Raw genomic sequence first — 15,599 nt, forward strand, 5'->3', positions numbered from 1 at the left:
CGGCATGCACCCGCACGAGGTGTTCGCCGTGGCGGACCGCGATCGCGGCAATCCTAGAATCAATCAACGGATTTCAGGCGCGGAACACTAGCGCTCAACACGTCCCTAGCGTGGGGCGTGTCCGAGTATCGACCTTGCTTTAGGTACGGCACACCGACAACTGGTCGAGGCGCTCACTGATTTTGTCGATCGGTGCCTTCTGCGATCCACGCCGCGATCTGAGCGCGGGAGGTGAATCCGAGCTTGGTGAGGATGTGCTCGACGTGGCCCTGGGCGGTGCGTTGAGAGATCACCAGTTCGGCGGCGATCTGTTTGTTGGTGCCGCCTTGGGCGATAAGCTCTGCGACCTGGCGTTCACGTCTGGTCAGTGCCACGCCTGGCCCTGACGCGGACCACCATCCGCTAAACCACGCATTCGGACTTGACCTCTTTCCCGGTGCTGAACGGTCCACCGGAAGCTGGTGCCTGGTGAACGCTGATGCGACCGTTCGTTCCAGGACCGCGCGCGTGGTCGGCCGGCGACCGGTGACACGCTGTCTTGCGGCGGTCACAACTCGGGAAGCCGGAAGACCGGACGTGACTCCGGTCAGGCCGTTACTCGTCGGCCTCGCAGGGGCACGTCCAAGCGGCGCGCCAGCTCCTCGAGTGTGATGCCGAAGGTGTCGCGCACGACGACTGCGTCGGGTTCGATGTCGAAGACCGCGAGGTCGGTGTAGACCCGGGATACGCAGCAGACTCCGGTGAGGGGGTAGGTGCAGGCCGGAACCAGTTTCGGGGTGCCGTCTTTGGTGAACAGCGTCATCATCACGAAGATCTGTTTGGCTCCGATGGCCAGATCCATCGCGCCGCCCACCGCGGGGATGGCGTCGGGTGCGCCGGTGTGCCAGTTCGCCAGATCACCGGTCGCGGAGACCTGGAAGGCGCCGAGCACGCACACATCCAAATGCCCGCCGCGCATCATGGCGAAGGAGTCGGCGTGGTGGAAGTAGGCGCTTCCGGGGAGCTCGGTGACGGGGATCTTGCCCGCGTTGGTGAGGTCGGGATCGATCTCGTCACCCACCGCTGCGGGGCCCATGTTCAGCATGCCGTTCTCGGTGTGCAGTACCACCCTGGAGCCTGCTGAGAGATGGTCGGCGACGGTGGTGGGTTGGCCGATGCCGAGGTTGACATACGCGCCGGGCGGGATGTCCTCGGCGATCAGGGCCGCGATCTGATGTTTGCTGAGCGGGCCGGTGTTCATACCGCGACCACCTTGTCGACGTAGATGCTGGGGGTGACGACCGCTTCGGGATCCAGGGCGCCGGTTTCGACGATCTCTTGGACTTGGACGATGGTTGTGGTGGCGGCGGTCGCCATGACCGGGCCGAAGTTACGAGCGGTCTTGCGGTAGACCAGGTTGCCCATTCGATCCGATCGGTAGGCGCCGATGAGAGCGACGTCCCCGCTCAGGGGATACTCCAGAACGTAAGTGCGGCCGTCGATCTCGCGGGTCTCCTTACCTGCGGCGAGTTGGGTGCCGACGCCGGTGGGGCAGAAGAACGCGCCGATCCCCGCGCCCGCCGCACGAATGCGTTCGGCGAGGTTACCCTGCGGCACCACCTCGAGCTCGATCTGTCCAGCCCGGTAGAGGCGGTCGAAGACCCACGAGTCGGACTGGCGCGGAAACGAGCAGATCACCTTGCGAACCCGTTTGGCGGCCAGCAGGGCGGCAAGGCCGGTGTCGCCGTTGCCCGCGTTGTTCGACACCACCGTCAGATCGGTGGCGCCCTGGTCGATGAGAGCTTCGATGAGCTGCACGGGCATGCCCGCCATGCCGAAACCGCCGATCAGAACGGTGCTGCCGTCGGTGATCCCGGCGACCGCCGCCGCGGTGGTCTCGCAGATGTCCACCATCACCACACCTCCCGCATGTTCTCGAGCACGACCGCCAGTCCCTGACCGACGCCGATGCAGATCGCGGCGACACCCCACCGCTGCCCGGACTCGACGAGACGGTGCGCCAAAGTCCCCACGATCCGCGCGCCCGAAGCACCCAGAGGATGGCCGATCGCGATGGCGCCGCCCTTGGCATTGACGATCTCCGGATCGGCCAGTCCCTGCGCGAGCCAGGCATCGACACAAGCCAGCGACTGCACCGCGAAAGCCTCGTTGAGTTCCACCGCGGACACATCAGCCCAGCCGATCCCCGCGCGAGCCAGCGCCCGGTTGGCTGCCTCCACCGGTGCGTAGCCGAAGTCCTGCGGATCCAGCGCGTAGGTCCCCCGGCCCGCGATGCGAGCCAGCGGATCGACACCCAAATCGGCTGTCTCGCTTGCGAGCAGGACTGCGGCCGCGCCGTCGTTGAGCGGGGAAGCGTTCCCGGCAGTGATCGACCCGTCGGTCCGGAACGCCGGTTTCAATCCGGCCAGCTTCTCGGCGGTGGAGTCGGGACGGATGCCCTCGTCGCGGGTCAGGCCACCGAACGCGACCACGAGGTCGTCGTAGAAGCCCGCCTCCCATGCCGCGTCCGCCAACCGGTGTGAGCGAGCGGCGAACTCGTCCTGGCGGTCACGGGATACCCCGAACCGCTGCGCGAGTTGTTCGTTGCACTCACCCAGCGAGACCGTCCACTCCGCGGGCATCTTGTCGTTGACCAGCCGCCAGCCCAGCGTGGTCGAGACTGCGGTGACGTGTCCGGCGGGAAAGGCCCGCACAGGCTTCGGCAGCACCCACGGTGCCCGCGTCATCGACTCCACACCCCCGGCCACCACCACCTCCGCGTCACCGGCCTCGATGATCCGCGAGGCGCTCATCACCGCATCCAGCGATGAGCCGCACAGCCGGTTCATCGTGGTCGCCGGCACCCCGGTCGGCAGCCCGGCCAGCAGCACCGCCATCCGGCCGACGTTGCGATTGTCCTCACCGGCCTGATTCGCACACCCCCAGATCACATCCCCCACCGCATCAGGAGACAGGTGCGGTGCTTTGGCGAGCACACCGGACAGGGCCGCAGCGGCCAAATCATCGGAGCGCTGATCGGCCAGCGCACCCCCGAAACGCCCGAACGGCGTACGCGCCGCGGCATAGACGAAGGAATCGGTCACGCCTCGACGCTAAACACCACGATTGATGCAGTCCAATACTCATTTAACGCGCATTGATAAGTAGCGGCGATAGGATGGCTGTGTGGACTTCGACCTGCGGACCCTGCGCTATTTCCTCGCCCTCGCCGACGAGCGTCATTTCGGCCGAGCCGCAGCTCGCGTCCACATCGCCCAACCCGCCCTGTCCCAGCAGATCAAACAGCTCGAAACCCAACTCGGGGTTCAGCTGTTCGACCGCTCGACCCGCCGCGTCGAGATCACCCCCGCGGGCGAACGCTTCACCGAACACGCCCGGCGGATCGAGGCGGCATGCGCACGCGCCACCGACGACATGGCGGCATTCGCCCGCGGCAGCGCAGGCCGCGTCTCGGTCGGCTTCATCGGCACCGCCACCTACGACGTCCTTCCCCGCCTGACCCGGATGGTCCGCACCGAACTCCCCGACATCGACCTGCGAGTGCGCGGCGAACTGCTGTCCCCGCAACTGCTCGACGGCCTGGCCACCGGCGAATACGACCTGGCACTGGTCCGGCCGCAACCAGGCTCTGAACCGGGATCAGCCCGAGGACTCCACCGCCTCCTCGCACCGAGCCTCGACGCGCCGAACATCGTGCTCGAAACACTGCGCACCGAACACCTTCTCGCCGTCCTCCCCGTCAACCACCCACTCGCCCACACCGATCCGGTCGATCTCGCCGCCCTGGACGGCGAAACCTTCATCACCCACCCCTCCGGCGACCGATCCACCATGCACCACCTGGTACTCGACGCATGCGCCCGCGCCGGATTCCGGCCCCCCGTCCTGGAAGTCAGCGAAACCGCCACCCTCGCCGTCTCCGTAGCCGCCGGCCTCGGCGTCGCCCTCGCCCCCGAACCCGTCCGCAGCCTAGGACTCGACGGCGTCACCTACCGACCACTCCGGCAGCCGGAAACCGTCGACCTCATACTGGCCCGACGGGAATCGGAAAACTCGCCCGGCGTGGCAACTGTCGCGGCGCTGGTCCGAGCCGCAGCGCACGCTATCTAGCAGGCCCACCCGCTACGGCACTGGTTGGACACCGACGTACCCGTGGCAAAGTGGCCTCGGTAGACAGATTGATCTGGTGAGCGGTGCATCGATCAGTCTCGATCGGATAGGCGCGTCGCGGGCCACTACGCCGAATTTCGGGGATCGGCGCTGACCGCGAAGACTGGGAACCGGTCCTCCCATGGATGGGGCTGGAATCGAACGCGCACGGACCGGCCCGGCGACGAAGGGATCTCCCCTTCCAGGGAGGTGTAGACCCACGGGCCCTCGTCGAGCGCCACGATCGCGATCGTCAGCGGCACCAACCTACCTGGCCGATCGGACGAGGCTCGGTCGACAACCCGCCACGACACGACCGAACCCGCACCCGACGACGGCACACGCTCGAGCTCGCCGGATCCACACGACGAACACCCAGACGTGATCGGCGCGAGCAACTTGTCGCACCGCACGCAACGGTGAATCATCAACACGTCATCCGCGCACAGCCCGCTGTCGTCGCCGAGGCACTTCGCAGTTTTCTCCAGGTCAGGCGGGTACATACGGGCCTCCACGAGAGGGTGCTGACAGGTTCCGCTCCAGCCTGCGATGGAAAGACGCGCCCGGCGACGGTCGAATGACCCGCGGTATACCTATTTCCCGCCTCAACCGACCGGCGCGGCGGAAAACCCCCTGTCAGCCACAGGGCCTGGACAGGCCACACTGCATTCACGCTCCGCACCAGCCCGCGGCATCTCTGACAACCTCGCTCGCTGTTCGGCACCTGATTCCAGCGCCACAACCTCAGTGCTCGCGCAACCTGCGGGTACCCGCCGACGAATCGGCACACACCCGACATCTGCTGCCAAGGCCACGGACACGTCGCAGGTACTGCAAGCCGGTAGGACTGCCGGACGTTCCCGGTTCGATAGTGATCTCAGCCGTTGTAGGAACAAACTCCGGGCGTGGCCGGTCACCCCCTCCACGGTCACCTTGATGGCCGCGCCGTTCTTGACGATCGAGAAGGCGTCCAGCACGTTTTCGAGGGGGATGCGATGGGTGATGAGGTCTTTCACCGGCACTTGTCCTGAGGAGATGTATTCGAGTGCGCGCTTGTTGTGTTCGGGTGCGGACCCGTTGGCTCCGTGGATGTGCAGTTGGCGCCGCGAGTGCGGCGCGTTCCGCCTCCCCAAAAAATACAGCGGTGGCTGAATCCCGCACTGCGACAACATCGCACGGCAATAGACCATGCCGACGTAGCACCGACTCGTTGCAGAGCCCTCAGCCCTCGCCGCCGGCCCACGCCACCACACTCAGGTGGCGAATTCATATCCGCTCCATCGAGCCGGAAGTCGGACACAGAGGGTCAGGTAACCGTCAATAGATATCGCATGTGACATGCATCACATGCAGTCAGCAAATTCGCTGGTTGGGCGACGAAGCCATGGCAGACCTGCGGCTTTTGATAGAAAAGTCCCTACTTGCCCTGTGCATAGTTAACCGTCTGTGCTTAAATTGTGACCAAGCCGACATCAAACGTTGGCCACCCGACACCGCGGTCAGCCCCGTGATGACGGGATGGTAGCCGCGCGAATGCGTGACGCCGGAGAGTTGAGCATCCGACAACAGAAGACCGCTCCATCGGCGAGCCTCAGCGGCTCTCTCCAAGGGTCCGTGCAGCCCTACGCGCTGTCGGAATCCGATCCTTCCGTACAAGAGATCGATGCACAATGTCTGACTGCCGACATCTAACCCAGCGCTGCGGCGCGAATCGCGAACGCATCGGCGTCGCCCTCGGCGCCACGGGCATGGTAGCCGTGGCCGCACCTACCGCACATGCAGCCGACCGAGCATGTAGCTGTGTCAATACGCACAGCGAGGGGCATCGGCACATTCGAGTACCGATAGATCGAAATCTGATGCGGTGCATCAATTAATCAAGGTGAGCCAGGAGCCCTGACACGTCACAAACCAGTCACCGCCCACAGCAACGCTCGCGATATACAGATCCGACTTGTGGTATCCGAGCGCACCATCCAGAAGCGCAGGTTCAGAAAAACAACGACAACCGTCACCTAAGGAGCTGACAGTGCACAAGAAGGCCGAACAGGCACTCCATCAGGATTTCCACCGCTGGACCGCGCTGGTCGACCGGGCCGCACACGCGGAAAACGAAGTCGAGCGCGAGAACCCCGCCTTGGCTGCGGCAGAGCTGCAAGAGAAGTGGATCCGCACGGCCCCCGAAGGCTGGCGAACACTGCACAGCCAATGGTGCGACAGAATCGACCCGACGCGACCAGCCGATGCTGGAATACGCTCCACCTCGGGTCAGATCGCCGACTCGAACTGCGCATGCGCATTGTCGAGGCCGCTCCGAACTCGAGCAATCTCGCACCGATGACCCCCCGGGCAGGCTCGTCGGCGAGTCGCCGTGCCACGCACGTCACGCGACAGTTCGCCGTACATGGCACGGCCGACGCGCGATAGCGTCGCCGGATCCTGAGCGTGTCGATCCAGCTCGCCTGGACGTCACCGATTCGCATGGTTGTTCGCAGCTACGTGGACCTGGACACAGTGCTCGTAACCGACGACTGATCGGCTCGGTCTCGATAGCGCTACACAACCGGTTCCGATCCTCTTCGCGCATTTACTGGCGGGAGAACAATGGACGAGAACATCCACACAACAACGAACAGATTCTGCTCACGATGCAGAAGAGCGCTGCTATCGGCAGCGGATCAGCGTCGACGCCTGCACACATACTGTCTCGAGTCAGAGGCACATCCTCTTGCTCGAATGACCCCAGCCGACTGGAGGGCGGTGGCCGGTTGGCTCGATCCGTACCGATCCCAGCTAATGGGAAATATGGGGTCGGAGTAGTCCAGCCGATAGCCGATAGCCGATAGCCGATAGCCGATAGCCGATAGCCGATAGCCGATAGCCGACGGTAGCGTTCTGGACCGTGTATCCGACGGCTCCTGACCCTCGGTAGGGATATGCGCGGATCGAGGTGGTGCGCGCGGCGGGTTCAGCAGTGGGGATCGAGGCTGCTACCGGCGAGGATCCGGTGGCGTGTTCCGGCTGCGGGGTGCTCCGGGTTCACAGCCGTTACCGGCGGTGGTTGTCGGACACCTCGATAACCAGTCGCGAGGTGATCATCGGGTTGCGGGTGCGCAGATCGGAGTGAGCGTGAGTAATGCATAGAGCGTGCGCCACACTCGTGACTAGGTTGTCGAACATGGATAACGACGGACCCAGCCGTACAGCGCTCATCACCGCGTACGCCCGCGCCTATCACCAGATCGCTGACCGACCACAAATCTTCACCGACCCCCTGGCGGCACGTCTACTCGGCGTCACCGCAGAGGACCTGGCCGAAAAGGGGACACCCACAACCGATCACCTCGGTGACGGGGTCAGCGATCGGCCCCGCCGACTGTTCTTCGCCGCCCGCGCGCGCTTCGCCGAGGACGCCGTGGCCGCGGCCATCGCCGCCGGTGTGCGGCAGGTCGTGATCCTCGGCGCCGGTCTGGACACTTTCGCCTACCGCAATCCGCGCCCGGACTTGCGTGTCTTCGAGGTCGACCACCCCGCCACCCAAGCGTGGAAACGCGAACGCCTTACTACCGCCGGAATCGACCGCCCCGAGACGTTGACCTTCGTGCCGGTCGATTTCGAAACCCAGACGCTGGCAGCGGCGTTGGAATCCACCGGATTCGAACGGACGGACCCGGCCGTCTTCGTGTGGCTCGGCGTCGTCTTCTATCTGACTCCCGACGCCGCCCACGCCACTCTCGAATACATCGCTGGTCAGGCCCAGCCGGTCGAGGTGGTCTTCGACTACCTGCAGCCCGCGGACACCGATGTGGACCGTGCGCACCAGCAGGCCCGCGCCGATCGGCTGGCCGGCCTCGGTGAACCCGTGTTCAGCTACTTCACGCCCGACGACCTCGCCGCACAGCTGCGCGCCCTCGGCTTCACCGACCTCGAAGACCACTCCGCCCCCGACCTCATCGCCGGCTACCTCGACGGATCCGAAAATTTCGAGGGCGAACCGCCCCCCGCACTGCGCGCGATCCGCATACTGCGCGCGAGCCGCTGAGTTCGTCTGCCGCGGTTGCGGCCCCCGGACCAGCGCCTACCACACTGTCGCTCATGCCTCTAAAATAGAGGCATGAGCGACAGTGTGGTTCTCTCCTTCTGGCAAGCCGACCGCTCGCAGGACCTCGCACAGCATCTTGCGGACGACGCGATCTTCACCAGCCCGGTCGCCGACTATCACGGGCGCGAGGACGCCACACACGTGCTGGGACTGATCTCGACAGTGCTCGGTGGTATCACCGAGACGAACCAGTGGAGAGCCGAACGGGACGGGGTTTTCGCGTTCACCGCACAGGTCGAGGATCACCACTTGCAGGGCATGCTGCGCGAGGAACGCGACGCCTCCGATCGGATCACACACGTCACGTTGTTTTTGCGTCCGTTGGGAACCCTGCGCATCGCGATCGCGGAAATGGCACGGCGGCTGCAGGATTCACCTCTGCCCAGCCAGGCCGGATAGCCATGCCCACCGACGCGCCACGACCCGGACATCCCGTCCGCGGCTCCTCGACCGGCCGCCCGATCATGGCCCTGTTCGACCTGATCGGGCGGCGGTGGACCCTGCGAGTGATCTGGGAACTCGACAGAGCCGCACACCCACCGACCTTCCGCGAACTGCGTACGGCATGCGGCGAAATCTCCTCGAGCGTGCTGACCCGTCGGCTCCATGAACTCACCGCGGCCGGCATCGTCGACCACGTGAACGGCTACTCGCTGACACCGATCGGACAACGACTCATCCACAGCTTGCAACCGATCACCGCATGGGCCCAAGACTGGGACCGCCAACTTCACTAGCCGCCATGGTCAAACCATCCCGCGAGTACTATATGTGCGAGCGAATCCGGCGAGTCCGGCGGCGAACGAGTCGAACATCGGCTCGAAAAGGCGTCGCATCACCAGTGATTCGACCGGGCGCAGCGCCGGCGCCGGGTCGAGGTGTACCTGCCAGACCATGCGGCAGCGGCCGGGGCCGAGCGGCTCGAAGGTGATGTCTTCGATCATTCGGCGCGCCAGCGGGATCGACATGGCATCGGCGGAGAACGTGAAACGGGCGGCGGGCTCCCAGGCCAGGAATCGTTCGCGCACCGTGATCCAGCGCAAGTGAATGTCGCGGATCGTTCCCACGTCATGCGCAGCATTTCCGTACCAGGTGGTGGCCCGGTACCCGTCGGCCCACTCCCCTTGGCCTTCCCCGGTGGCGAGAATGTCGAAGGTTCGCTGCGCCGATGCGTCCACGATACGTTCGCTGAGTAGGTGGCGGCGCATCGAAGAGATATCGCACAGGCTGCTGGGACGCAGGGCGTACATGGTCATTTCGCGGCGACCAATCCACGGGTGAGGCGAATCGTGGTGCGGCGCGGCAGGCACCGCGGCAGACGCGTGGACACCGCGTTCGTCAGCCCGGATACTACGCTCGGCCGGGGCGTGCGACGGTCCAGTTCGCGCAGAGCCGTCGCCACCACCTGCTCCGATGTCTGCCGTCGTCCGACACTGGCGGCTTCGCCCGCCACCTCGAAGAACTCGGTATCGGTGGCGCCCGGGCACACGGCGAGCGCGGTGACGCCACTACCTTCCAGCTCGCCCCACAACGCCTCGGTGAACGAGAGCACGAACGCCTTCGTCGCGCCGTAGACGGCCATGAACGGGATCGGTTGGAACGCCGCGGTGGAGGCGATGTTGATCACCGCTCCGCGGCCGCGCCGGATCATGTCCGGCAGTGCCGCCCGGGTCAGTTCCGCGACGGCGGTGATGTTGACCGCGATCTCCTCGCGCACGCGCGCGCGGTCGTGGTCGGCGAGCGGGCCGTGGGTCGCGAAACCGGCGTTGTTGACCAGTACGTCGATCGGGTGCTCGTCCGCGCTCAGCAGGGCGGCGAGGCGCTCGACATCCGCGGGGATCGAAAGGTCCGCGGTGACGACCCGAGCCCGGATACCGAAGGTGTGTTCGAGGTCTCTCGCCAGCTCGCGCAGCCGATGCTCGCGCCTGGCGACCAGGATCAGGTCACACCGTCTTTCCGCCAAGGCCGTGGCGAATGCCGCGCCGATTCCGCTACTCGCACCGGTCACGACCGCCGTCGCGCCATCCCAGTTCTTCATGTCGCCTCCTGAAGGTGAACAAGTGTTCATCTAGCTATACTTAACATCTGTTCAGTGATCTATGTCAAGGGAGCCTCGATGACCGATACACGCCAACGACGAGCGCGCGGAGAGGGCGAGCGGCTGCGCGCGGAGTTGGTTGCCGCCGCGATCGAGCTGCTGCTGGAACCGCAGTCGTTGCCGACGCCGTCACTGCGGGCCATCGCCCGGACCTGCGGTGTCGCGCCCAGCGCGGTCTACATGCACTTCCCGTCTCAAGATGCGCTGAACTATGCCGTGACCGAGGAATTGTTCGGCCGGCTGCGGCATGCGCTCGACGCCGCGGACATGCCCGACGGCACCCGGGTCGACCGGCTTCGTTCGCTGATCGATGCCTATCTGACGTGGGCCGAGAATCATCCCGGCGCCTACCAGTTGCTGTTCGAACGACCCGATCCCTCGATCGAGCCCGGTACCGGGCCGGGACTGGATCTGCTGGATCGTCTGGCCGATCTGTTACCGGCCGCCGAGAAGTCCCCGGACCTCGCGCTGCGCGCGTGGTGCGCCCTGCACGGCGTGGTCTCGCTACGGATCCACAAACCAACGGCCCCTTGGACTTCGGAACCACGTGCCGACGCATGGGCAGTCGTCGCGGCCCTCGCCGGCCTACCGTGACCACCGGTGGCATCCACCCTGCGGCGCCCTGACTAGGCGCGGACGATTTTCGCGACACCATCGAGCAGGCAGCGCAGGCCGAATTCGAAGATGCTCTGCGGCTGAGAGGCATCGAACGCGTCGGCGTCGAAGCGTGCGATCATCGGCAGCTCGCCGGAAGCGAAGAGTTCCCGGACCTTGCTGCTGCGTGCGCCGATCCACTGCTCACGGGTGCTGCTCTCGTACCGCTCCCGGGCGAGCGGATAGGCGGCGCTCTGGGTGTGCGTGGAGACCATGATCGCGATGCGCACCATGGTCGGGAAATCGAGACCGAGACCGTCCACCGCCCGGATGCGCCAGTCGGTGTAACGCATCATGCGTGGCGCGACCGGCGGGCGGGTCGTGATGGCGAACAGTTGAGGTACCCAGGGGTGTTCGCGGTAGATGTCCCATTCCTGGCGGGCCGACAGCTCCAACTTCGCTCGCCAGCCAAGCGGACCGGGTTCCGGCAGCGGATGGTCGCCGAAAACCGTGTCGATCATCAGCCCGCCGAGTTCCTCTTTGCCGGGGACGTAGCGGTACAGCGACATCACGCCGACACCGAGTTCGGCCGCGGTGCGGCGCATGGACGGCCCCGCGCCGCCTTCGCGGTCCGCCAGCGCAATCGCAGCGCGCACCACGTTGTCGACCGTGAGTGTGGCAACTGACGCTTCGATCGGCTCGGCGACTCCCTGTTGCTTCACCGCGACGCGTTCGCGGTACGCCCGCGCACGGCAGGCGCGCGAGCAGTACCGTGCTGGTCTACCCCGTACAGCGGGCGCCAGTTCGCGGCCACACACCTGGCAAGTCGCCATCACGAAGCTCTTTTCGTCACGAAAAATGGTTGGTGACGAAAGTCTACTCGATACCGTATCCGTGTTGATAGCCACGAGCTATTTGCAGATCAAATCCCTGTTCAAAGTAGGTATCTGCGTCTCGATATCCACCGCGAAAATACGTTCGGTACCATCACAATTATGACTCGTACACTGTATTCACACCGGGCGCCTGAGCCGGAGCTCACGCACCACAGCGTGGTGTTGCGTGAGGTGGTCAAGGTCTACGGTGCGGGCCCCACGACAACGCGGGTGCTCGACAACGTGAGCCTGGCCTTCCCGCGCGGCTCTTTCACCGCCGTCATGGGACCGTCCGGCTCGGGCAAGAGCACGTTGCTACAGTGCGCGGCCGGATTGGATCGACCGAATTCGGGGTCGGTCACGGTCGACGGAATCGAGCTGACCGCGCTCGACGAGACCGCACTGACGCGGCTGCGCCGGGATCGGATCGGCTTCGTCTTCCAGTCCTACAATTTGGTGCCGACCTTGACCGTGCAGCAAAATGTCACGCTTCCCGCGGAATTCGCCTCTCGGCGGATCCCCGTCGACGCCGTACGCAACGTCTTGGCCCGGCTTGGTCTCGCGCAGCACGCGCACGCGCGCCCCGCGACGCTGTCCGGTGGGCAGCAACAGCGGGTGGCGATCGCCCGCGCACTACTGAGCGAACCCGCGGTGATCTTCGCCGACGAGCCGACCGGGGCGCTCGACAGCCGGGCCGCCGCCGAGGTACTCGGCCTGCTCCGAGACGCCGTCGACCGCTCCGGCCGCACTATCGTGATGGTCACCCACGATCCGGTCGCCGCATCCGTCGCCGATGCCGTGGTGTTCTTCGCGGACGGGCGCGTGGTCGACGCTGTGCGGCGGCCGACCGCCGACGCGGTCGCCGCGCGAATGACCAGGCTGACCGACGGCTTCGCCCGGCACGGCGGTGTCCGATGATGTGGCGTTTCGCATTTCGCACGCTCCGGGCTCGTTCCTCGGCGTATATCGCCTCGGCGTGCGTCATCAGCACGGGCACAGCGCTGTTGACCGCGTTCGCCGCACTCGCCGAGACCGGTCTCACCGCACCGGACGGCAGCGCGAACTCCATGGCCATCCTCGCGGCGATCATGGGCGGCTGGACCGTCGCGGTGGTGGCGTTCGGCATCGCTTCCACCGTCACGCTCGTAATCCAGCAGCGGCGGCGGGAGCTGGCTCTGCTCCGGTCGATCGGTGCTGTTCCCCACCAGGTGCGCGCCATGGTGCTGGTGGAGACGCTCATGGTGGCCGGTCCCGCGGTAATCGCCGGCCTCGCACCCGGTGTCGGGCTCGGTGCGTTTCTGCTCGGCCGGATGCGCGCGGTGGGTGTCGTGCACGGGCCGATCCAGCTCGTTACCGGCTGGTGGACCGTCGGTGCGGGCGTGGCGGTCTCGCTGCTGGCCGCGATCGTGGCCGCCCTGGTCGCGGGCCGGCGCGCGGCGAAGGTGGCACCCGTGCTCGCCCTGGCCGACGCGGCGGGCGCGGAAGAGGGCACGGTCTCCCAGGCGAAACCGATGATCGGCGCGGCATTCCTGCTGCTCGGCCTCGGCTCCGGGGTCGGCACACTGTTCATGACCGACGGACCGCTGCTGGCCGCAGTCGCCGGACCGGCCTGCATCGGCGTCGCGATCGGTGCGGCACTGTTGAGTCCCGCTGTCGTCTCGACGGTCGGGCGGGTCGGCGCACTGGCGCGGAGCAGCGTCGTCCGATTGGCTCTGCGGAATGTGGACGCCCGCGCCGCGGTCGCGAGCACTGTCGTAGGCCCGTTGGCGCTACTCGTCGGCATCGCGACCGGCACGCTGTACATGCAGAGTACCGAAGACAGCATCATCGATCGCGCGCCCGATGACATCGGCCCGCAGTTCGCGGCCGCGAATTACCTGGTCGTGGGGATGATCATCGCGTTCTGCACCATCGCCGTCATCAATGCGTCGATCGCGGCGACTTGGAACCGGCGCCGGGAATTCGGTCTGCTCCAGATGATCTCGTCGACACGACGTCAGGTGCTGGGTATGGTCGCCGTCGAAAGCATTGCCGCGACAGGCATCGCGGTAGTTCTCGGCACGATCGCGGCGGCGGCCACCGCTGTCCCCTACAGCATCGTGAAGACCGGGTCCCCGATTCCTTCCGGCCAGTGGTGGATGTACCCCGCGACGGTCGTCGGCGCCTTCGTGATCTCCCTCGCCGCGACCTCGTCGACGTGTGTGCGGGCCACCCGCATGCGGCCGGTCGTCGCCCTCACAACACCATGAGCCCTTCAACGGTGCCGGTTTCGATCATCACGCCCAAACGAAACTGCCACCTGAACAGGAGGATAGATCGAATGCACCGCGAACCAGCAACCCACCGCACACGGACGGGGGCACGACGGATGCCTGTGGCCCCATCGGGTCGCGCCGGGTCGGCCGGGCATTCGCCGGTTTCGGCGGAAGCGCCGGGCGCGCACGTAATGCAGCACATGGCGGGATCGACTGCGATCCAGCCGAAATGTCGGACACAACATCGACCGGAAGTGGATTGGACATGCAAGAAGGCCCAGAATTCGACCTTGTTCTCTTCGGTGCAACAGGATTCGTCGGAAAGCTCACCGCCGAGTATCTCGCCGCCGCGGCACCGGGAACGGCGCGAATCGCGTTGGCCGGGCGTTCCTTGGAGAAGCTGACAACAGTCCGCGACAGCTTGGCGCCGGCCGCCGCGGCCTGGAGTCTGGTGGTGGCCGACGCCGCCGATCATGACGCACTCGACGCACTCGCCGCGCGGACCACTGTCGTCGTCACCACGGTCGGCCCGTATCAGCGCTATGGCATGCCTCTGGTGGCCGCCTGCGCGAAGGCGGGCACGCACTATGCCGACCTCACCGGCGAGTCCATATTCACCAAGGAAGTTATCGATCGGTTCCATGATCAGGCCGTGGCCAGCGGGGCCAAGATCGTGAACTCCTGTGGCTTCGACTCGATTCCGTCGGACCTGAGCGTCTACCAGCTCTACCGCCGCGCGGTCGCGGACAACTCCGGCGCACTCGAGGACACAACCCTCGTCGCGACAGTGCAGGGCGGCGTCAGCGGGGGCACAGTCGACTCCGCACGCGCGATGTTGGAGGCCATGGCGGACGACCCCGCCAAGCGGTCGGTGCTATCCCACCCGTACTCGTTGAGTCCGGACGAGTCGAAGGATCCAAACGTCGGCTGCCAGTCCGACCAGGCCTTGCACCGGGCGAACACCATCGATCCGACGTTGCGGGGGTGGGTCGGCACGTTCGTCATGGCACCGCACAACACGAAGATCGTCCGGCGTAGCAACGGTCTGCTCGGTTGGGTGTACGGCAAGAACTTCCGCTACCGAGAAGTCATGCATGCGGGAGACTCACCGGCCGCGCCGCTGATCGCCGCCGCGGTCACGGCGGGCATCGCCGCCGGCATGGCGGCAGGCGCGGTGCTGTCCAGATCCGCGATGGGGCGCAAGCTCCTCGATCGAATGCTTCCCGAACCGGGCACCGGGCCGAACGACGAGGCCCGCGCCGAAGGATGGTTCGATATGAAAACCTTCGCCCGCACCTCGTCGGGTGCGGTTTACGTGGCGACCTTCTCCGGCACCGGCGACCCCGGCTATCAGGCGACCGCGGTGATGCTCGGCGAGGCCGGCCTGTGCCTGGCTTTCGACAGCGCACAGTTGCCGCGACTGGCCGGAGTCCTCACTCCGGCGACGGCGATGGGCGACGCGCTCTCCGACCGTATGCGGGCCGCGGGGATGACGTTCGAACTCCGCCGGCGCCGATGAGGAATTT

General features: G+C 65.9%; 16 protein-coding genes and 2 pseudogenes. 9 read left to right on the forward strand and 9 right to left on the reverse strand.

Translation table 11 applies throughout. The features are described 5' to 3' along the window. Positions 1-173 precede the first annotated feature (173 nt). The 4 genes and pseudogenes from ACL03I_RS31925 to ACL03I_RS31940 all read right to left on the reverse strand — a co-directional run. Positions 174-380, reverse strand: a pseudogene (locus ACL03I_RS31925) (response regulator transcription factor); the annotation flags it as partial. Between the two features lie 206 nt (positions 381-586). Then, positions 587-1,240 carry a 3-oxoacid CoA-transferase subunit B gene (locus ACL03I_RS31930; RefSeq protein ID WP_412807692.1) on the reverse strand — a complete coding sequence of 218 codons (654 nt, stop codon included), beginning with the start codon at positions 1,238-1,240 and terminating at the stop codon, positions 587-589. Beyond that, on the reverse strand, positions 1,237-1,893 hold the full coding sequence (locus ACL03I_RS31935; protein ID WP_412807693.1) for a 3-oxoacid CoA-transferase subunit A: 657 nt from the start codon (positions 1,891-1,893) through the stop codon (positions 1,237-1,239). The genes ACL03I_RS31930 and ACL03I_RS31935 overlap by 4 nt, the downstream gene beginning before the upstream one ends. Continuing rightward, positions 1,893-3,083, reverse strand: a complete 1,191-nt coding sequence (locus ACL03I_RS31940) for a thiolase family protein (protein ID WP_412807694.1) — start codon at positions 3,081-3,083, stop codon at positions 1,893-1,895. The genes ACL03I_RS31935 and ACL03I_RS31940 overlap by 1 nt, the downstream gene beginning before the upstream one ends. Before the next feature lie 82 nt (positions 3,084-3,165). On the opposite strand from ACL03I_RS31940, the gene ACL03I_RS31945 reads away from it, so the two are divergent. Next, positions 3,166-4,110: a LysR substrate-binding domain-containing protein gene (locus tag ACL03I_RS31945; RefSeq protein WP_412807695.1), complete on the forward strand. Its 945-nt coding sequence runs from the start codon at positions 3,166-3,168 to the stop codon at positions 4,108-4,110. A 125-nt stretch (positions 4,111-4,235) separates the two neighbouring features. Here ACL03I_RS31945 and ACL03I_RS31950 read toward each other — a convergent pair whose 3' ends face one another. Beyond that, positions 4,236-4,652, reverse strand: a complete 417-nt coding sequence (locus ACL03I_RS31950) for a Zn-ribbon domain-containing OB-fold protein (protein ID WP_412807696.1) — start codon at positions 4,650-4,652, stop codon at positions 4,236-4,238. Positions 4,653-5,069: 417 nt separating this feature from the next. Then, positions 5,070-5,252 (reverse strand): annotated as a pseudogene (locus ACL03I_RS31955) (alcohol dehydrogenase); the annotation flags it as partial. 926 nt (positions 5,253-6,178) lie between these two features. Between ACL03I_RS31955 and ACL03I_RS31960 the strand changes: the two are divergent. The 4 genes from ACL03I_RS31960 to ACL03I_RS31975 all read left to right on the forward strand — a co-directional run bounded on the left by ACL03I_RS31960 (position 6,179) and on the right by ACL03I_RS31975 (position 8,988). Beyond that, a complete protein-coding gene (locus ACL03I_RS31960) occupies positions 6,179-6,490 on the forward strand; it encodes a hypothetical protein (RefSeq protein ID WP_355076670.1) in 312 nt (103 codons plus the stop codon). Positions 6,491-7,327: 837 nt separating this feature from the next. After that, the gene (locus ACL03I_RS31965) at positions 7,328-8,191 is read left to right on the forward strand and encodes a class I SAM-dependent methyltransferase (protein ID WP_397281245.1); all 864 of its coding nucleotides are present in this window, start codon (positions 7,328-7,330) and stop codon (positions 8,189-8,191) included. A 72-nt stretch (positions 8,192-8,263) separates the two neighbouring features. Then, entirely contained in the window at positions 8,264-8,650 is a 387-nt protein-coding gene (locus ACL03I_RS31970; RefSeq protein ID WP_355076674.1) for a hypothetical protein, read from the forward strand. Between the two features lie 2 nt (positions 8,651-8,652). Beyond that, positions 8,653-8,988: a winged helix-turn-helix transcriptional regulator gene (locus tag ACL03I_RS31975; protein ID WP_355076676.1), complete on the forward strand. Its 336-nt coding sequence runs from the start codon at positions 8,653-8,655 to the stop codon at positions 8,986-8,988. Between the two features lie 9 nt (positions 8,989-8,997). Here the strand turns inward: ACL03I_RS31975 and ACL03I_RS31980 are convergent, their stop codons facing one another. Together ACL03I_RS31980 and ACL03I_RS31985 are read right to left on the reverse strand one after the other, a co-directional pair. Then, positions 8,998-9,507 (reverse strand): SRPBCC family protein, encoded by a 510-nt coding sequence (locus tag ACL03I_RS31980; protein ID WP_412807697.1) that lies wholly within the window; start codon positions 9,505-9,507, stop codon positions 8,998-9,000. After that, complete coding sequence (locus tag ACL03I_RS31985; RefSeq protein ID WP_412807698.1) at positions 9,504-10,289, reverse strand: SDR family NAD(P)-dependent oxidoreductase; 786 nt, start codon at positions 10,287-10,289, stop codon at positions 9,504-9,506. The genes ACL03I_RS31980 and ACL03I_RS31985 overlap by 4 nt, the downstream gene beginning before the upstream one ends. A gap of 78 nt (positions 10,290-10,367) precedes the next feature. Between ACL03I_RS31985 and ACL03I_RS31990 the strand changes: the two genes are divergently transcribed. Continuing rightward, positions 10,368-10,943: a TetR/AcrR family transcriptional regulator gene (locus ACL03I_RS31990; protein ID WP_412807699.1), complete on the forward strand. Its 576-nt coding sequence runs from the start codon at positions 10,368-10,370 to the stop codon at positions 10,941-10,943. A gap of 32 nt (positions 10,944-10,975) precedes the next feature. On the opposite strand, the gene ACL03I_RS31995 is transcribed toward ACL03I_RS31990, so the two are convergent. Then, positions 10,976-11,665 carry a TetR/AcrR family transcriptional regulator gene (locus tag ACL03I_RS31995; protein ID WP_412807700.1) on the reverse strand — a complete coding sequence of 230 codons (690 nt, stop codon included), beginning with the start codon at positions 11,663-11,665 and terminating at the stop codon, positions 10,976-10,978. Positions 11,666-11,938: 273 nt separating this feature from the next. Between ACL03I_RS31995 and ACL03I_RS32000 the strand changes: the two genes are divergently transcribed. The 3 genes from ACL03I_RS32000 to ACL03I_RS32010 all read left to right on the forward strand — a co-directional run bounded on the left by ACL03I_RS32000 (position 11,939) and on the right by ACL03I_RS32010 (position 15,592). Then, on the forward strand, positions 11,939-12,736 hold the full coding sequence (locus ACL03I_RS32000; RefSeq protein WP_412807701.1) for an ABC transporter ATP-binding protein: 798 nt from the start codon (positions 11,939-11,941) through the stop codon (positions 12,734-12,736). Further along, positions 12,733-14,067 (forward strand): FtsX-like permease family protein, encoded by a 1,335-nt coding sequence (locus ACL03I_RS32005; protein ID WP_412807702.1) that lies wholly within the window; start codon positions 12,733-12,735, stop codon positions 14,065-14,067. The genes ACL03I_RS32000 and ACL03I_RS32005 overlap by 4 nt, the downstream gene beginning before the upstream one ends. Positions 14,068-14,338: 271 nt before the next feature. Then, entirely contained in the window at positions 14,339-15,592 is a 1,254-nt protein-coding gene (locus tag ACL03I_RS32010) for a saccharopine dehydrogenase family protein (protein WP_412807703.1), read from the forward strand. Positions 15,593-15,599 lie beyond the last annotated feature (7 nt).

Source organism: Nocardia sichangensis, from assembly GCF_047200615.1.
In the GTDB taxonomy this organism is placed as follows: Bacteria; Actinomycetota; Actinomycetes; order Mycobacteriales; family Mycobacteriaceae; genus Nocardia; species Nocardia sichangensis.

Coding starts and splice junctions, on each gene's coding strand:
- ACL03I_RS31975 (WP_355076676.1), top strand. CDS start 8,653: ATGCCCACCGACGCGCCACGACCCGGACATCCCGTCCGCGGCTCCTCG.
- ACL03I_RS31980 (WP_412807697.1), bottom strand. CDS start 9,507: ATGACCATGTACGCCCTGCGTCCCAGCAGCCTGTGCGATATCTCTTCG.
- ACL03I_RS32000 (WP_412807701.1), top strand. CDS start 11,939: ATGACTCGTACACTGTATTCACACCGGGCGCCTGAGCCGGAGCTCACG.
- ACL03I_RS31935 (WP_412807693.1), bottom strand. CDS start 1,893: ATGGTGGACATCTGCGAGACCACCGCGGCGGCGGTCGCCGGGATCACC.
- ACL03I_RS31930 (WP_412807692.1), bottom strand. CDS start 1,240: ATGAACACCGGCCCGCTCAGCAAACATCAGATCGCGGCCCTGATCGCC.
- ACL03I_RS31985 (WP_412807698.1), bottom strand. CDS start 10,289: ATGAAGAACTGGGATGGCGCGACGGCGGTCGTGACCGGTGCGAGTAGC.
- ACL03I_RS32005 (WP_412807702.1), top strand. CDS start 12,733: ATGATGTGGCGTTTCGCATTTCGCACGCTCCGGGCTCGTTCCTCGGCG.
- ACL03I_RS31965 (WP_397281245.1), top strand. CDS start 7,328: ATGGATAACGACGGACCCAGCCGTACAGCGCTCATCACCGCGTACGCC.
- ACL03I_RS31970 (WP_355076674.1), top strand. CDS start 8,264: ATGAGCGACAGTGTGGTTCTCTCCTTCTGGCAAGCCGACCGCTCGCAG.
- ACL03I_RS31990 (WP_412807699.1), top strand. CDS start 10,368: ATGACCGATACACGCCAACGACGAGCGCGCGGAGAGGGCGAGCGGCTG.
- ACL03I_RS31950 (WP_412807696.1), bottom strand. CDS start 4,652: ATGTACCCGCCTGACCTGGAGAAAACTGCGAAGTGCCTCGGCGACGAC.
- ACL03I_RS32010 (WP_412807703.1), top strand. CDS start 14,339: ATGCAAGAAGGCCCAGAATTCGACCTTGTTCTCTTCGGTGCAACAGGA.